Source organism: Ramlibacter sp. MMS24-I3-19 (genome assembly GCF_050320135.1).
Taxonomy (GTDB): domain Bacteria; phylum Pseudomonadota; class Gammaproteobacteria; order Burkholderiales; family Burkholderiaceae_C; genus Ramlibacter.
The window spans coordinates 3,590,121-3,604,375 of sequence record NZ_CP190017.1 but is presented as its reverse complement, the minus strand read 5'-3'; the positions used below and the strand labels follow the sequence as shown (position 1 = coordinate 3,604,375).

Sequence of the window (14,255 nt, the reverse complement as noted above, 5' to 3'; positions counted from 1 at the left end):
CCGCGATCAGCCCTTCTTGCTCTTGCGGGCCGGCTTGCGTGCCGGCAGCACGTCGAGCGCGGCATGGAACGCGAGGTCCGGCAGGGCCGCCAGCGCCTTGAGGCCGGCGCGCAGCAGCTCGCTCTTCTTCACGGCCTTGCCGGCCTTCACCGCGCGGTCCTTCAGCACATCCAGCACCGCGTATTCCGCCTTCGGGAAGCTGAAGCTGTCACGCACGAGCTTGGTCTTGGCGGCCTTGCCTGCCTTGGCGCTCTTGCCGGCTTTGAGCGTCCTGGCGCCTGCCTTGACCTGCTTGGCGGGGTTGCCGTTGCCGGCTTTCGCCGCGGGCTTGCTTTTTCCCGTCTTGGCGGATTTGTCCTTCGCGGGCTTGGCCTTGGACGCGTTCTTGCGACCGGCCGGCGTGGCCGCGAGCTTCACGCTCGGCTTCACCGCGACCACGGGTTTGGCGGGTGACGCGCTGCTGCTGACGGCGGGTTTGCGGGTGGTGACCATGGTCCTCTCTCCTCGATGAAACGGTGTGATGCGATGCGGCTCAGGTGACGGTGACAGCCAGCGTCCTCGGTGTCTTCTGCCACGCCACGGCTTCCTCGCGCAGCAGGTGGGCCGATTGCGGATAGGCCCGGGCCCAGTCGGCGGTCATCGCCAATCGGAACGGGCCACGTCCCGGCTGCAACCGCAAGCCGCCCAGGTCGGGGTTGCGGCGGGCGTGACACAGGATCACGGCCAGGCGCAGGCACAGCAGCGTCTCGATGAAGGCCTCATCGCCGAAATCGGCATCGAGCTTGCGCAGCTTGCCGCGATGCCCGAGCACCAGCAGGCCGAGTCGATGCAATTCATGGCGCGCGAAGCCCGCGGCGTCGGCGTGCTCGAGGATGTACGCGCCGTGCTTGTGGTAATCGCTGTGCGAGATGTGGCTGCCGACCTCGTGCAGGGTCGCGGCCCATTGCAATTCGCGCTGGTGGCGGGCCAGCGCTTCGGGCGTGGCGTTGCCCGCCTGCAGTTGCTGCAGCAGCTGCGTGCCGATCCGGCCCACGCGGCCGACCTGCGCCAGGTCGACGCCGAACTTGGTGGCGAGCCGCTGCACCGTGCTCCAGCGCACGTCGGTGGTGGCCTGCTCGCGATCGAGCAGGTCGAACAGCACGCCCTGCCGCAAGGCGCCGTCGGCAGGCTGCATGGTCGCGATGCCCAGCAGGTCGAACAGGGCCAGCAGCACCGCCAGGCCGCCACCGATCACGGCGCGGCGATCGTCCTTCAGGCCATCGAGTCGCACCTTGTCGGCCGACCGGGCTGCCACCAGCTGCTGCACCAGCCAACGCAAGCCTTCGCGCGGGATGCCGTGGTAGCCGGCCGCCGCGAGGATGTCGCCGACCGCGCCGATGGTTCCCGATGAACCGTAGGCCACGTCCCACTGGCCGCGCCCGTAGCGGCCCACCGCGTCGTCGAGCACGGCCTGCGCCGCGACCTGTGCACGCTCGAACGCCGCGGCGGTGAACTCGCCTTCCGGGAAGTAGCGCATCGACCAGGCCACGCTGCCGACGCGGTAGCTCTCGGTGACACGCGCCTCGAACTGGCGGCCGAGGATCAGCTCCGTGGAACGGCCTCCGATGTCGGCCACCAGCCGGCGCTCGTCCGACTGCGGCAGCAGGTGCGCCACCCCCTGGTAGATCAGGCGAGCCTCCTCGCGGCCCGAGATCACCTCGATCGGAAAACCCAGTGCCGCATTGGCCCGCGCGAGGAACACATCGCAATTGCGCGCCTCGCGCAGAGTCTGCGTGCCGACGGCACGGACCTGGGGCCGGCCGAATCCGGCGAGGCGCTCGCCGAAGCGAGCCAGGCAGTCCCAGCCGCGCTGCATGGCTGCCGTCGTGAGGTTGCGCGCGTCGTCGAGCCCACCGCCGAGGCGCACGGTCTCCTTGATGTATTCGACGCGGTGGACCTGTCCGTGGTCGAAGCGGCCGATCTCGAGCCGGAAGGAGTTCGACCCGAGGTCGACGGCGGCCAGTGGCGTTCCGTGGTCCATGCGCGGTCCAGCATAGCAAAGCGAGGCCAGTCGCAGGGCCGCGGGTTCGCTTGCGTACGCGGCAAATGCCGTGTGTCACGGCACTGTCACGGAACCTTCGCAGAATCGGCCTCGTCCCCCATCCACATCACGAGAAACCAAAGCATGAAGATCAACCTGCGTCGCGTCGCCTTCGGGCTTGCTGCTGTCTCGTTCGCCGGGCTCGCCGCCGCCCAGGACATCACCGGTGCCGGCGCCAGCTTCCCCGCGCCGCTCTACGCCAAGTGGGCCGCCGAGTACAACAAGGCGACCGGCGCCAAGGTGAACTACCAGTCCGTGGGCTCGGGTGCCGGCATCAAGCAGATCGATGCGAAGACGGTGGCGTTCGGTGCTTCGGACATGCCCCTGAAGGACGATGAACTGGCGAAGAAGGGCCAGATCCAGTTCCCGACCGTGATCGGGGGCGTGATCCCCGTGGTCAACATCAAGGGCATCGCTGCCGGCCAGCTGCACCTCAACGGCCAGGTGCTGGGCGACATCTACCTCGGCAAGATCACGAAGTGGAACGACGCGGCCATCAAGTCGCTCAATCCCGGCCTGAACCTGCCCGACGCCACCATCACGCCCGTGCGCCGCGCCGACGGATCCGGCACCAGCTTCATCTTCACCAACTACCTGTCCAAGACCAACGCCGAGTGGAAGGCGAAGGTCGGTGAAGGCACCGCCGTCAACTGGCCGACAGGTGCGGGCGGCAAGGGCAACGAGGGCGTCGCCGCCTTCGTGGGGCGCCTGCCCAACACCATCGGCTATGTCGAGTACGCCTACGTGAAGCAGAACAGGATGACGTATGCGCTGGTGCAGAACGCCGACGGCAAGTTCGTGAACCCGGACATCAGCTCGTTCAAGGCGGCTGCCGCCGGTGCGGACTGGTCGAAGAGCTTCCACCAGATCCTCACCAACCAGCCTGGCGCACAGGCCTGGCCGCTGACCAACGCCACCTTCATCCTGATGCACAAGGTGCAGGACAAGCCTGCGGACGGCGCGGCCACGCTGAAGTTCTTCGACTGGGCCTACAAGAACGGCGACAAGACCGCCGAGGGCCTGGACTACGTGCCGATGCCGGCCGCCGTGAAGGCGCAGGTCGGCAAGCTGTGGCAGAGCGAGATCAAGGACGCGTCGGGCAAGCCGATCGCGGCCCAGTGACCCACCTGGCCAACGAAGGTACGGGACGGTGTCCTCTAGACTTCCCGCCCATGAGGCCAGCTTCCCGCTCACGCCTGCCACTGACGCGCCGCGCACGATGAGCATGCAGCCGCAGCGGCGTTCCCTGCGCGGCGGGGCGTGGGCCGACCAGGCGTTCGGCTGGGCCGCGAAAGGCAGCGCACTGCTGACCCTGGCGTTGCTCGCCGGCATCCTGCTGTCGCTGGTGCTGGGCGCCTGGCCGGCGATCGAGAAGTACGGCCTGTCCTTCCTCGCCAGTCCGGTCTGGGATCCTGTCGGCCAGGAGTTCGGCGGCCTGGTGATGATCTGCGGGACCCTCGCCACGTCGCTCATCGCCCTGGTGATCGCAGTGCCGGTCAGCTTCGGCATCGCCCTGTTCCTCACCGAGCTGTCGCCGTCCTGGCTCAAGCGCCCGCTGGGCACCGCCATCGAGCTGCTCGCGGCGATTCCCTCGATCGTCTATGGCATGTGGGGCCTGCTGGTGTTCGGGCCGCTCCTGGCCGTCTACGTGCAGCAGCCGCTGCAGGCCGCACTGGGCAAGGTGCCGTACGTGGGTGCGCTGGTGTCCGGCCCTCCCGTAGGCATCGGCCTGCTGTCGGCCGGGATCATCCTGGCGATCATGATCATCCCCTTCATCGCCGCCGTGATGCGCGACGTGTTCGACGTCACGCCGCCGATGCTCAAGGAATCCGCCTACGCGCTGGGCTCCACCACATGGGAAGTGGTCTCGCGCGTCGTGCTGCCGTACACCAAGGCCGGCGTCATCGGCGGCGTGATGCTCGGCCTGGGACGCGCGCTCGGGGAGACAATGGCCGTGACGTTCGTCATCGGCAACTTCAACCAGCTCGACTCGGTGTCGCTGTTCCAGCCGGCCAACAGCATCACCTCCGCGCTGGCGAACGAATTCGCCGAGGCGTCCGCGGGCCTGCACCAAGCCGCTTTGATCTACCTGGGCCTGGTGCTGTTCTTCATCACGTTCGTGGTGCTGGCGCTGTCCAAGTTGCTGCTGGCCCGGCTGCGTCGTGGCGAGGGCACCAAGTCATGAGCGCTGTTCAACCTGGCACCGGCGAATCGCTGATGCGCGCCGCCGACGTCGCGCGTCAACGCGAGCAGCGCTACCGCGCGCGCAAGCGCGTCAATCACGTGGCCCTGGCGCTCTCGCTCGCAGCGATGGCCTTCGGCGTGTTCTGGCTGGTCTGGATCCTCTGGGAGACCGTGCACCTGGGGATCGGTGGCCTGACGTGGGCCACGCTCTCGCAGATGACGCCCGCGCCCAACGACGAAGGTGGGCTGGCCAATGCGATCTACGGCTCGGTGCTGATGGTGCTTCTGGCCACCTGCGTCGCCACCCCGATCGGCATCCTGGCCGGCATCTACCTGGTGGAATACGATCCCAAGGGCTGGCTCGGCGCGACCACGCGATTCGTCAACGACATCCTGTTGTCCGCACCGTCGATCGTGATCGGCCTGTTCATCTACTCGGTCGTCGTGGCCCGCTACAAGCAGTTCTCCGGCTGGGCCGGCATGCTGTCGCTGGCGCTGATCGTGGTGCCGGTGGTGATCCGCACCACCGAGAACATGCTGCTGCTGGTGCCTGCCGGCCTGCGCGAAGCGGCCTATGCACTCGGGGCGCCCAAGTGGCGCGTGATCTCCAGCATCACGCTGCGCGCGGCGCGTGCGGGCGTGGTCACGGGCGTGCTGCTGGCGGTGGCGCGCATCTCCGGCGAGACCGCGCCGCTGCTGTTCACGGCGCTGAACAACCAGTTCTGGACCTCCGACCTGTCGCAGCCGATGGCCAGCCTGCCGGTGACGATCTTCAAGTTCGCGATGAGCCCGTACGAGAACTGGCAGCAGCTGGCGTGGACCGGCGTCTTCCTGATCACGGCCGCGGTGCTCGGCCTCAACATCCTCGCGCGGGTACTCACCCGCGCCAAGACCTGACAAGGCAATGGCCATGAGTGCAACCCTGCAGGCGCCTCCGAAGATCTCGGTGCGCGACCTGAACTTCTACTACGGCAAGTTCCACGCCCTGAAGGGCATCAACCTCGACATCCCCGAGCGCAAGGTGACCGCCTTCATCGGCCCGTCGGGCTGCGGCAAGTCGACCCTGCTGCGCACCTTCAACCGGATGTTCGAGCTCTATCCCGAGCAGCGCGCGGAAGGGCAGATCGTGCTGGACGGCGAGAACCTGCTCACCTCGAAGCAGGACGTGGCGCTGATCCGCGCCAGGATCGGCATGGTCTTCCAGAAGCCGACGCCGTTCCCGATGTCGATCTACGACAACATCGCTTTCGGCGTGCGGCTGTTCGAGTCGCTCAGCCCCACCGACATGGACGAGCGCGTGGAATGGGCGCTGCGCAAGGCAGCGCTGTGGACCGAGGTCAAGGACAAGCTGGACCAGAGCGGCGCGGGCCTCTCCGGCGGCCAGCAGCAGCGCCTGTGCATCGCCCGCGGCATCGCCATCCGGCCCGAAGTGCTGCTGCTCGACGAGCCATGCTCCGCGCTGGACCCGATCTCCACCGGCAAGATCGAGGAGCTGATCGCCGAGCTGAAGAACGACTACACGGTGGTGATCGTCACGCACAACATGCAGCAGGCCGCGCGCTGCAGCGACTACACGGCGTACATGTACCTGGGCGACCTGGTGGAAGTGGGCGAGACGGAGCAGATCTTCTTCAAGCCCACGCGCAAGGAAACCGAGGACTACATCACCGGCCGGTTCGGTTGAGGAGGACGGAGGTCTCATGGTCGACAAGCACCTTTCCACCCAGTTCGACAGCGAACTCAATGGCGTCTCGGCCCGCGTGATGGAGCTGGGCGGCCTGGCCGAGGCGCAGATCCGGCAGGCGATCTACGCGCTGTCGCAGTTCAACGCCGAGGCCGCCTCGCAGGTGCTGGCCACCGAGGAGCGCGTGAACCAGAAGGAAGTGGAGATCGATCGCGAGCTTTCGTCGATCATCGCGCGCCGGCAACCCACCGCCCGCGACCTGCGCCTCCTGATGGCCATTTCCAAGACCACCGCCAACCTCGAACGGGTCGGTGACGAAGCCGCCAAGATCGCGCGCATGGTGCGGTCCATCATCGACAGCGGCTCGGCCCGCATGCTGCCCGCGTCGGAGCTGCGCGTGCTGTGCGACCTGGCGTCGGGCCTGCTGCGCAAGGCGCTGGATGCGTTCGCGCGGCTGGACTGCGTGACGGCGCTGGCGATCCTGAAGGAAGACGACCAGATCGACCGCGAGTTCGACGGATTCGTGCGCAAGCTGATCACCTACATGATGGAAGACCCGCGCACGATCTCTGCCAGCCTGGACCTGCTGTTCCTGGCCAAGGCGCTGGAGCGCATCGGCGACCACGCCGGCAACATCGCCGAATTCATCATCTACGTCGTCAAGGGCGCGGACGTGCGCCACTCCTCGATCGAGGAGATCGAGTCGGCGCTGAAAACCTGACGCGATGAAGGCAGTGCCCCGCGTCCTGCTCGTCGAGGACGAGCCCGCCATCGCCGAACTGGTCGCGGTGAACCTGCGCCACAACGGCTTCATGCCGGTGTGGGCGGCCGACGGCGATGCGGCCGAACGCGAGCTCGATGCGGCCGTGCCCGACGTGATCCTGCTCGATTGGATGCTGCCGGGCCAGAGTGGCCTCTCGCTCGCGCGCAAGTGGCGCGCGGCCGCGCGGACGAAGGCGGTGCCGATCCTGATGCTCACGGCACGTGGCGACGAGCCGGACAAGGTGGCCGGCCTCGATGCCGGCGCGGACGACTACATCACCAAGCCGTTCTCCACCCACGAACTGCTGGCGCGCATCCGCGCGGTGCTGCGCCGGCGCGCGCCCGAGCCCGAGAGCGAAGCGGTCACCGTGGGCGAGCTGGTGCTGGATGCGTCCACGCACCGCGTGACGTGGCGCGGCCAGGCGCTGAAGCTGGGCCCGACCGAGTTCAAGCTGTTGCAGCACCTGATGCGCAATCCGGAACGCGTGCACAGCCGCTCGCAGCTGCTGGACAAGGTCTGGGGCGACCACGTGTTCATCGAGGAGCGCACGGTCGACGTGCACGTGAAGCGTCTGCGCGAGTCGCTGGGCGATGCCGGCGCGATGGTCGAGACGGTGCGCGGAGCCGGCTACCGCCTCGCGGCGCAGCCAGCTGCCGCCAACGGAGGCTGAGCCGCTAGCAGCGGCCGCCCTCGCACGTCCTCATGGCCTGGCGTCTCACCACATTCATCCTCTGCCAGTTCGTGGGCGGGGTGCTCGGCTGGCTGGCCGCCGGGCAACGCGGTGCGGCCCTGGGCATCGTCGGCGGAGCCTTCGGCTGGTTCTTCGTCGACATGCTGAGAGGCCGCCGCCTGCTGGAGTGGTTGCGGCGCGGTGCGGACAACGCTCCGCCACTCACGACGGGCCTCTGGGGCGAAGTCGCCGAACGCGTGCGCCGCTCGCAGCGCGCGGGCCAGAAGGAAATCGCCGAAGCCGAAGGGCGCTTGCAGGAGTTTCTGGCCGCGATCCAGGCTTCGCCGAACGGCGTCGTGCTGCTCGATCCACGCGGTCGCATCGAGTGGTGCAACCAGACCGCGGCCGCGCACCTGGGCATCGATCCGCAGCGCGACCTTCAGCAGTGGATCGGCAACCTGGTGCGCGATCCGGCGTTTGCCACCTACCAGGTCCGCGGCGACTACTCGGGCGAGGTGATCGTCCAGGGGCGCGACAGCTCGCCCATGCGGCCTCTGCGCCTGTCGGTGCAGTTGCATCCGTACGGGCAGGGCCGCAAGCTGCTGCTCTCGCGCGATGTCACGGCGGTCGAACAGGCCGAGACCATGCGGCGCGATTTCGTCGCCAACGTCTCGCACGAGATCCGCACGCCGCTCACGGTCCTGGCGGGGTTCATCGAGACGCTGCAGACACTGCCGGTGCAGGAAGTCGATCGCGCGCGTTACCTGGACCTGATGGCGCAGCAGGCCCATCGCATGCAGACCCTGGTGCAGGACCTGCTGACGCTGTCGCGACTCGAAGGCAGCCCGTGGCCCGGCGCCGGCGAATGGACGCCGGTGGCGGCGCTGCTGGCGCAGTGCGAGCAGGAAGGCCGCTCCCTCTCGGCGGTGCTGGGCAAGTCGCATGCGATCCACAGCGAGGCGCCCGCAGCCTGCGAACTGGCCGGTGCGCCCTCTGAGCTGCTCAGTGCCATGTCCAACCTCGTGAGCAATGCGGTGCGCTACACGCCCAGCGGAGGACGGATCCAGCTGCGATGGCGCGACCTGCCGGATGGCCGCGGCGAGTTCGCGGTGCAGGACAGCGGTCCGGGCATCGCGGCCGAGCACATTCCTCGATTGACCGAGCGCTTCTATCGCGTCGATCGCAGCCGCTCGCGGGAGACCGGCGGCACCGGCCTCGGACTGGCGATCGTCAAGCACGTGGTGCAGCGCCACGGCGCGGAGCTGCGCATCGACAGCACCCCCGGGGCGGGCTCCACGTTCGCGATCGTGTTCCCCGCCAATCGCGTGCGCGCGCTCACGCAAACCGGCGCCGACGTCCCTGCACCACCTGCCACAGCAGCGTCGTGAAGGCGACGGCGGTGAGCGCCAGCGCCACCGCCCCCGCGGCCCAGAACGCCGACGGCGATTGCAGCGGCAGCCACGGTCCGACGCCGCCGTAGGCGAGCAGGTAGCCACCCCCGAGGCCCACGCCCCACAGCAGCACGCAGTAGACCACCAGCGGCCGCGTGGCGACGCCATAGCTGCGCAGCAGGAACACGCCCAGCGTCTGCAGCGAGTCGGCCACGTGGTAGACGGCCGCCCACAGCAGCAGGTGACCGGCCAGCTGCACCACCGCGTCGTGCTCGCCGGCATAGAGCCGTGCGATGCCGAAGCGGCCCAGCGCCACCACCGAGGCGCTGGCGAAGGCGAGCAGCAGGGCCAGCTTCAGTCCGAGACGCAGTGCCTGCCGGGCTCGTCGCTCGTCGGCGGCTCCGAGCCAGTAGCTCACGCGCGCACTGGTGGCCAGGCTCAGTGACAGCGGCATCATGTACAGCAGCGCCGCCACGTTGGCCGTGATCTGGTGGCTGGCTGCCGCCACGGTGCCCAGGCGCGCGATGAAGAGCGCCATGAACGTGAACGAGGTGGCTTCCACCATCACCGACAGCGCCGTGGGGATGCCCAGGCGGGCGAAGCGGCGCAGCTCGGTCCAGTCGGGCCCTTCGAGGCGCGCCCACACGCGGAACGGGCGGTACAGGTCCTGCGTGCGCAGCATCCAGAGCGCCAGTGCCAGCAGCAGGTACTGCACGATCAGCGTGGCCCAGGCGCAGCCTGCGACGCCCATGGCCGGCACGCCCGCGCCGCCGAAGGTGAGCCAGATCGACAGCGGCACCTTCACCGCCAGCGACGCGAGCTGCAACCAGGTGACCAGCAGCGGCTTGCCGAGCGCCTGGTTCAGCGTCGAATAGGCACGGAAGAGCATCGAGGGCAGCAACGCGAAGGCGAGGATGCCCAGGTAGCCCAGCACATTGCGCTCCAGGGCCGGCGGCACGTCCACCCACCGCAGCAGCGGCCCGGGAAAGAGCAGGGCGGCCATGCCGACGATGGTGCCGGCCAGGCACAGGTACAGCAGCTGGCGCACCGAGCGGCCGAGCGCATGTCCATGTCCGCCGCCGCGTAGTTCGGCCCAGATGGGCAGCTGCGCCTGCACCATGCCGACGAAGGCCACGAAGATGCTCACGTAGACCGCCGAGCCCACCGACAAGGCGGCGAGTGCCTGCGCGTCATAGCGGCCGGCGATGACTGTGTCGGCGACACCGAAGGCCATCGTGGCCAGCTGGCCGACCAGCACGGCGCCCGCGTGCCTGGCGATCGTCCGCAGCTCGGACATCAGCGGCGCCTGTGCAGGCGATAGAGCAGGACGTTGTCCTTGGGATCGGTGGGCCGCCGCACCGTGGCGACCAGCTGCCACTGCTTCATGTCCAGCGCCATCGAGGCGACCTGCTGGAATTCGGACGTGACCACCAGCCAGGGACACGACGGCGTCGGACCGGCGTTGCGCAGTTCGAGCTGGCCGTGGTACCGCATGGCCGCGACCTGTCCGCGACTGAGCCCCAGCACTTCGACGCATCCCGGCGTGCTGATCGCCTGCGCGATGCCGCGCACCACCGTCGAATAGCTGCGCGCGTAGTCGAGGACGGGCAGCCAGAGCGTCATCGCCAGCAGCCAGCACAGCGAAGCGCCGGCCGCGGGCAGCACCAGGCTTTTCCAGAGCGCCGAGCGGTGCCGGCCAACCCGCCAGCGCACCAGCCAGCCCCAGGCGAACGTGCCGGCGAACGCGGCGCCGAACGCGATCAGCGAGAACGACGGTTCATACCCGACCGCCAGGCGCGCGACGTTGGCCGCCGGCTGGCGCGGGATGCCGGTCTGCAGCGAGATCCACACCACCCAGATCACGACGGCGCAGCCGGTGAAGAAGAGCAGCGTGAACCAGTCGATCAGCGCCGAGACGCTGCGCCGCAAGGTCGGCAGCGAGAAGACTGCCAGCGTGCCGAGGGCGGGCAAGCCCAGCAGCAGCGAACGGTCCGACGAGGGCGTGAGCAATGTGGACGCGACGGACACCAGCGCGAACCAGATCGGCAGGGCCACGTGCCGGCTGGCCAGTTGCCGACGCCAGCGCCACACCGTCCAGAGCGCCAGCGGACCGGCCGGCCAGGTGAACCACAGCAGCAGCTTGCCGGCGCCACGCCAGTCGCGCTCCCCGTCGGCCGGCAGCCGCCACCGCCACAGATCGAGGTGCGTGGCCAGCACAGCGACACCGGCGCCGATGGCCAGGAGCGCGAGGGCCCAGAGCCACTGGTGGCGCCGCGTGCGGCCTTCCGGCAACTCGCCCGCCGCGCTCAATGCCGCGCCCCCGGCGGCGAGCAGCACGGCCGTGGTAGGGGCACCACTCAGCGCGAGGCTCGGCAGGCCGATGACGATGGCCGCCAGCGGCAGCACGGTGCGGAACGGCAGGGCCGCCAGGCCGTAAAAGGCGAGCGTGGAGAACCCCAGCTGCGACAACGCCGGCGTGGTCTCGTGACTCAGCTGCATGAGGCCCAGGCAGGCCACCAGCGCCAGCACGCCGCCATCGGCGATCGCGCGCGCGTAGTCCTTGGGCTGGGCCTCGCCACCGAAGGCGAACGGCACCGGTTGCGCGCTCGGCGAGCGCGCGAGGTTGTAGACGGCGTACCAGGTGGCGAGCAGCGTCACGGCCAGCAGCGCGATGAACGGCACTCGCGCGGCGAAGTCGGGCGCGATCCACGACGGCGCGATGCGCATCGCCCAGGCGCCCAGCCAGTACGGCAGCAGGGCGTCGAATTCGGGCGGCTGCCCGAGCAGCGTGGGCGCGAGCCAGGACGTGTGGCCGGTGGCCAGCTCGTACATGTACCCGAATGCCGTGATGTCCGCGTTCTTCCAGGGCTCGCGGCCGACGAAGCCGGGGAGCACGTACGCGACGCAGAACAGGAGCAGGGCGGCCCGCGGCAGCCGCCGCACGGCGCTCTGGGCGACGATGGCGGGGGTGGGCTGGTTCACGCGCGCGAGTGTGTCACAGGGTGGCTGCGGGCAAAAAGAAAGGGCAGCGCGGTTGCCCGGGCTGCCCTCGCTCGCAAGAGGCGGCTTACTTGGCCGCGGTCTTGCCGAACTTCTTGAAGAACTTGTCGACGCGGCCGCCCATGTCGTTCACCGACTTCTGGGTGCCCGTGTAGAACGGGTGCGATTCGCTCGAGGTGTCGAGCTTGAACAGCGGCAGCTCGCGGCCGTCGTCGGCCTTGCCCATCTCCTTGGTGTTCACGCAGGAGCGGGTGACGAACTTGAAGCCGTTGGACAGGTCCACGAACAGGACGTCGCGGTAGTTCGGGTGAATGCCTTCTTTGGCCATGGTGCGATTCCTTTGGAGTCGGTGCGGGAGCCGGTCGAGCCACCTGGCTGGGCTACTTTCCGCGAAGCCTGAAATTATAGCGTGAACACGGGCGCGGGCAGCCGAACGCAAAAGACGCAAAACCAACGCAAAAAGCGCGAAAAGGAAAAGGATCCATTCACGGATCCTTTTTGCGTCTTTTGCGATCTTTCGCGTCCTTTGCGTTCGGCTGTCCGCCCCCGGTTTTCAGCCGCCGCGGCGCATCATGTCGAAGAACTCGACGTTGGTCTTGGTGGCCTTCATCGACTTCAGCACCATCTCCATCGCCTCGATCTCGTCCATGTTGTACATGAACTGGCGCAGGATGCGGGTCTTCTGCAGGATCTCGGGGTCAGCAGCAGTTCCTCGCGGCGGGTGCCCGAGCGATTGAGCTGGATCGAGGGGAACACGCGCTTCTCGTATAGGCGGCGGTCCAGATGGATCTCGCTGTTGCCGGTGCCCTTGAACTCCTCGAAGATCACTTCGTCCATGCGCGAGCCGGTGTCGATCAGCGCGGTGGCGATGATGGTCAGCGAGCCGCCTTCCTCGACGTTGCGCGCCGCGCCCAGGAAACGCTTGGGACGCTGCAGCGCGTTGGCGTCGACGCCGCCGGTGAGCACCTTGCCCGAGGAGGGCACGACGTTGTTGTAGGCGCGGGCGAGGCGGGTGATCGAGTCCAGCAGGATGACCACGTCCTTCTTCAATTCCACCAGGCGCTTGGCGCGCTCGATCACCATCTCGGCGACGTGCACGTGGCGGGCGGCGGGCTCGTCAAAGGTGGAGGCGATGACTTCGGCCTTCACCGAGCGCTGCATCTCGGTCACTTCCTCGGGGCGCTCGTCCACCAGCAGCACCATCATGTGGCTGTCCGGGTAGTTGGCGGCGATGGCGTGCGCCATGTGCTGCATCATCACCGTCTTGCCGCTCTTGGGCGGCGCCACCAGCAGGGCGCGCTGGCCTTTGCCGATGGGGGCGATGATGTCGATGATGCGGCCGGTGATGTTCTCCTCGCCCTTGAACGCATCGCGCTCCAGCTTCATCTGCTCCTTGGGGAACAGCGGCGTGAGGTTCTCGAACATCACCTTGTGCTTGTTCTGCTCCGGCGGGCCGTCGTTGACCTTGTCCAGCTTGGTCAGCGCGAAGTAGCGCTCGCCGTCCTTCGGCGTCCTGACTTCCCCTTCGATCATGTCGCCGGTGTGCAGGTTGAAGCGGCGCACCTGCGAGGGCGAGATGTAGATGTCGTCGGTGCTGGCGGTGTAGCTGGTGTCTGGGCTGCGCAGGAAGCCGAAGCCGTCCGGCAGGATCTCGAGCACGCCGTCCGCGAACACCTGCTCGCCGGCACGGGCGCGCTTCTTGATGATCGCGAACATCAGCTCCTGCTTGCGCATGCGGCCGGTGTTCTCGATCTCCAGCTCTTCGGCTTGCTTGAGGACTTCGGAGACGTGGAGCGCCTTGAGTTCGTTCAGATGCATGGCTGCGACTGCGGTGGGTGCACCCCGGCGTGGGGCTTTGTTGGGTGTTCTGGGGGAAGGTCGTCGCGCGAGGCTGGAGGCGCCTTGCAGACCGGGTTTCGAACTGGCCTGCGTCACACGGGCAGGTCAGCGATTCGGGGCATTATGCAATAAATCGGGGGCCCTGCAGGCCCCCGAGATGCCGGGCGGCAGCCCGCCCAAGGACAGGGGCGCCTTCAGCGCCCGCTTTTTCATCCGTTGAGTTGCTGGTCGAGGAACTGCGTCAGCTGCGCCTTGCTCATCGCGCCGACCTTGGTGGCCTTCAGCTGGCCGCCCTGGAACAGCATCAGCGTCGGAATGCCGCGGATGCCGAACTTGGCCGGCACGTCGCGGTTCTCGTCGACGTTCATCTTCGCGATCTGCAGCTTGTCCTTGTAGGTGGCCGAGACCTCGTCGAGGATGGGCGCGATCATCTTGCACGGGCCGCACCACTCGGCCCAGTAGTCGACGAGCACGGGCTTGTCGGACTGCAGGACGTCGGATTCGAAGCTGGCGTCGGAGATGTGCTTGATCAGGTCGCTGGCCATGTGGGGTCCTTTCGGGGGAAGCGGTGGGTGATGCCGCTACAGTGAGGGCATTGTGACAGAAGAAAAGTGCCCTCACCGGGAGTGGGCGGGTGGGCCGAT

13 protein-coding genes and 1 pseudogene are annotated in these 14,255 nt (G+C 68.1%); 7 read left to right on the top strand and 7 right to left on the bottom strand.

Annotation, left to right across the window (positions count from 1 at the left end; all coding sequences use genetic code 11):
* Nucleotides 1-6: 6 nt before the first annotated feature.
* Entirely contained in the window at nt 7-492 is a 486-nt protein-coding gene (locus tag ACPWT1_RS17885; RefSeq protein ID WP_427912489.1) for a hypothetical protein, read from the bottom strand.
* A gap of 40 nt (nt 493-532) precedes the next feature.
* Entirely contained in the window at nt 533-2,020 is a 1,488-nt protein-coding gene (locus tag ACPWT1_RS17880; RefSeq protein ID WP_427912488.1) for an exopolyphosphatase, read from the bottom strand.
* Nucleotides 2,021-2,164: 144 nt separating this feature from the next.
* On the opposite strand from ACPWT1_RS17880, the gene pstS reads away from it, so the two are divergent.
* The 7 genes from pstS to phoR all read left to right on the top strand — a co-directional run bounded on the left by pstS (nt 2,165) and on the right by phoR (nt 8,769).
* Entirely contained in the window at nt 2,165-3,202 is a 1,038-nt protein-coding gene (gene pstS / locus ACPWT1_RS17875; RefSeq protein ID WP_427912487.1) for a phosphate ABC transporter substrate-binding protein PstS, read from the top strand.
* 97 nt (nt 3,203-3,299) lie between these two features.
* Nucleotides 3,300-4,265 carry a phosphate ABC transporter permease subunit PstC gene (gene pstC / locus ACPWT1_RS17870; protein ID WP_427915585.1) on the top strand — a complete coding sequence of 322 codons (966 nt, stop codon included), beginning with the start codon at nt 3,300-3,302 and terminating at the stop codon, nt 4,263-4,265.
* Nucleotides 4,266-4,297: 32 nt separating this feature from the next.
* Nucleotides 4,298-5,161 (top strand): phosphate ABC transporter permease PstA, encoded by an 864-nt coding sequence (gene pstA / locus ACPWT1_RS17865; protein ID WP_427915584.1) that lies wholly within the window; start codon nt 4,298-4,300, stop codon nt 5,159-5,161.
* Nucleotides 5,162-5,174: 13 nt separating this feature from the next.
* A complete protein-coding gene (gene pstB / locus ACPWT1_RS17860; RefSeq protein WP_427912486.1) occupies nt 5,175-5,948 on the top strand; it encodes a phosphate ABC transporter ATP-binding protein PstB in 774 nt (257 codons plus the stop codon).
* A 16-nt stretch (nt 5,949-5,964) separates the two neighbouring features.
* Nucleotides 5,965-6,669 (top strand): phosphate signaling complex protein PhoU, encoded by a 705-nt coding sequence (phoU, locus tag ACPWT1_RS17855; RefSeq protein ID WP_427912485.1) that lies wholly within the window; start codon nt 5,965-5,967, stop codon nt 6,667-6,669.
* A 4-nt stretch (nt 6,670-6,673) separates the two neighbouring features.
* Nucleotides 6,674-7,381, top strand: coding sequence for a phosphate regulon transcriptional regulator PhoB (phoB, locus tag ACPWT1_RS17850; RefSeq protein WP_427912484.1), 708 nt, complete (start codon nt 6,674-6,676; stop codon nt 7,379-7,381).
* Between the two features lie 32 nt (nt 7,382-7,413).
* Complete coding sequence (gene phoR, locus ACPWT1_RS17845; protein WP_427912483.1) at nt 7,414-8,769, top strand: phosphate regulon sensor histidine kinase PhoR; 1,356 nt, start codon at nt 7,414-7,416, stop codon at nt 8,767-8,769.
* On the opposite strand, the gene ACPWT1_RS17840 is transcribed toward phoR, so the two are convergent.
* The 5 genes and pseudogenes from ACPWT1_RS17840 to trxA all read right to left on the bottom strand — a co-directional run bounded on the left by ACPWT1_RS17840 (nt 8,717) and on the right by trxA (nt 14,156).
* Nucleotides 8,717-10,069 carry an MATE family efflux transporter gene (locus ACPWT1_RS17840; protein WP_427912482.1) on the bottom strand — a complete coding sequence of 451 codons (1,353 nt, stop codon included), beginning with the start codon at nt 10,067-10,069 and terminating at the stop codon, nt 8,717-8,719. The two genes, phoR and ACPWT1_RS17840, sit on opposite strands and share 53 nt — an antisense overlap.
* Nucleotides 10,069-11,754, bottom strand: a complete 1,686-nt coding sequence (locus ACPWT1_RS17835; protein ID WP_427912481.1) for a hypothetical protein — start codon at nt 11,752-11,754, stop codon at nt 10,069-10,071. The genes ACPWT1_RS17840 and ACPWT1_RS17835 overlap by 1 nt, the downstream gene beginning before the upstream one ends.
* An 85-nt stretch (nt 11,755-11,839) precedes the next feature.
* Complete coding sequence (locus ACPWT1_RS17830) at nt 11,840-12,100, bottom strand: type B 50S ribosomal protein L31 (protein ID WP_324999556.1); 261 nt, start codon at nt 12,098-12,100, stop codon at nt 11,840-11,842.
* Between the two features lie 225 nt (nt 12,101-12,325).
* A pseudogene (gene rho, locus ACPWT1_RS17825) lies at nt 12,326-13,590 on the bottom strand (transcription termination factor Rho).
* A 230-nt stretch (nt 13,591-13,820) separates the two neighbouring features.
* Nucleotides 13,821-14,156, bottom strand: coding sequence for a thioredoxin TrxA (gene trxA / locus ACPWT1_RS17820; protein ID WP_427912480.1), 336 nt, complete (start codon nt 14,154-14,156; stop codon nt 13,821-13,823).
* Between the last annotated feature and the right edge of the window lie 99 nt (nt 14,157-14,255).

What these genes read in the sequence shown, in the direction of transcription:
- pstS (WP_427912487.1), top strand. Translation starts at nt 2,165, where the DNA reads ATGAAGATCAACCTGCGTCGCGTCGCCTTCGGGCTTGCTGCTGTCTCG.
- ACPWT1_RS17840 (WP_427912482.1), bottom strand. Translation starts at nt 10,069, where the DNA reads ATGTCCGAGCTGCGGACGATCGCCAGGCACGCGGGCGCCGTGCTGGTC.
- phoR (WP_427912483.1), top strand. Translation starts at nt 7,414, where the DNA reads ATGGCCTGGCGTCTCACCACATTCATCCTCTGCCAGTTCGTGGGCGGG.
- pstC (WP_427915585.1), top strand. Translation starts at nt 3,300, where the DNA reads ATGAGCATGCAGCCGCAGCGGCGTTCCCTGCGCGGCGGGGCGTGGGCC.
- pstB (WP_427912486.1), top strand. Translation starts at nt 5,175, where the DNA reads ATGAGTGCAACCCTGCAGGCGCCTCCGAAGATCTCGGTGCGCGACCTG.
- phoB (WP_427912484.1), top strand. Translation starts at nt 6,674, where the DNA reads ATGAAGGCAGTGCCCCGCGTCCTGCTCGTCGAGGACGAGCCCGCCATC.
- phoU (WP_427912485.1), top strand. Translation starts at nt 5,965, where the DNA reads ATGGTCGACAAGCACCTTTCCACCCAGTTCGACAGCGAACTCAATGGC.
- trxA (WP_427912480.1), bottom strand. Translation starts at nt 14,156, where the DNA reads ATGGCCAGCGACCTGATCAAGCACATCTCCGACGCCAGCTTCGAATCC.
- ACPWT1_RS17880 (WP_427912488.1), bottom strand. Translation starts at nt 2,020, where the DNA reads ATGGACCACGGAACGCCACTGGCCGCCGTCGACCTCGGGTCGAACTCC.
- ACPWT1_RS17830 (WP_324999556.1), bottom strand. Translation starts at nt 12,100, where the DNA reads ATGGCCAAAGAAGGCATTCACCCGAACTACCGCGACGTCCTGTTCGTG.
- pstA (WP_427915584.1), top strand. Translation starts at nt 4,298, where the DNA reads ATGCGCGCCGCCGACGTCGCGCGTCAACGCGAGCAGCGCTACCGCGCG.
- ACPWT1_RS17885 (WP_427912489.1), bottom strand. Translation starts at nt 492, where the DNA reads ATGGTCACCACCCGCAAACCCGCCGTCAGCAGCAGCGCGTCACCCGCC.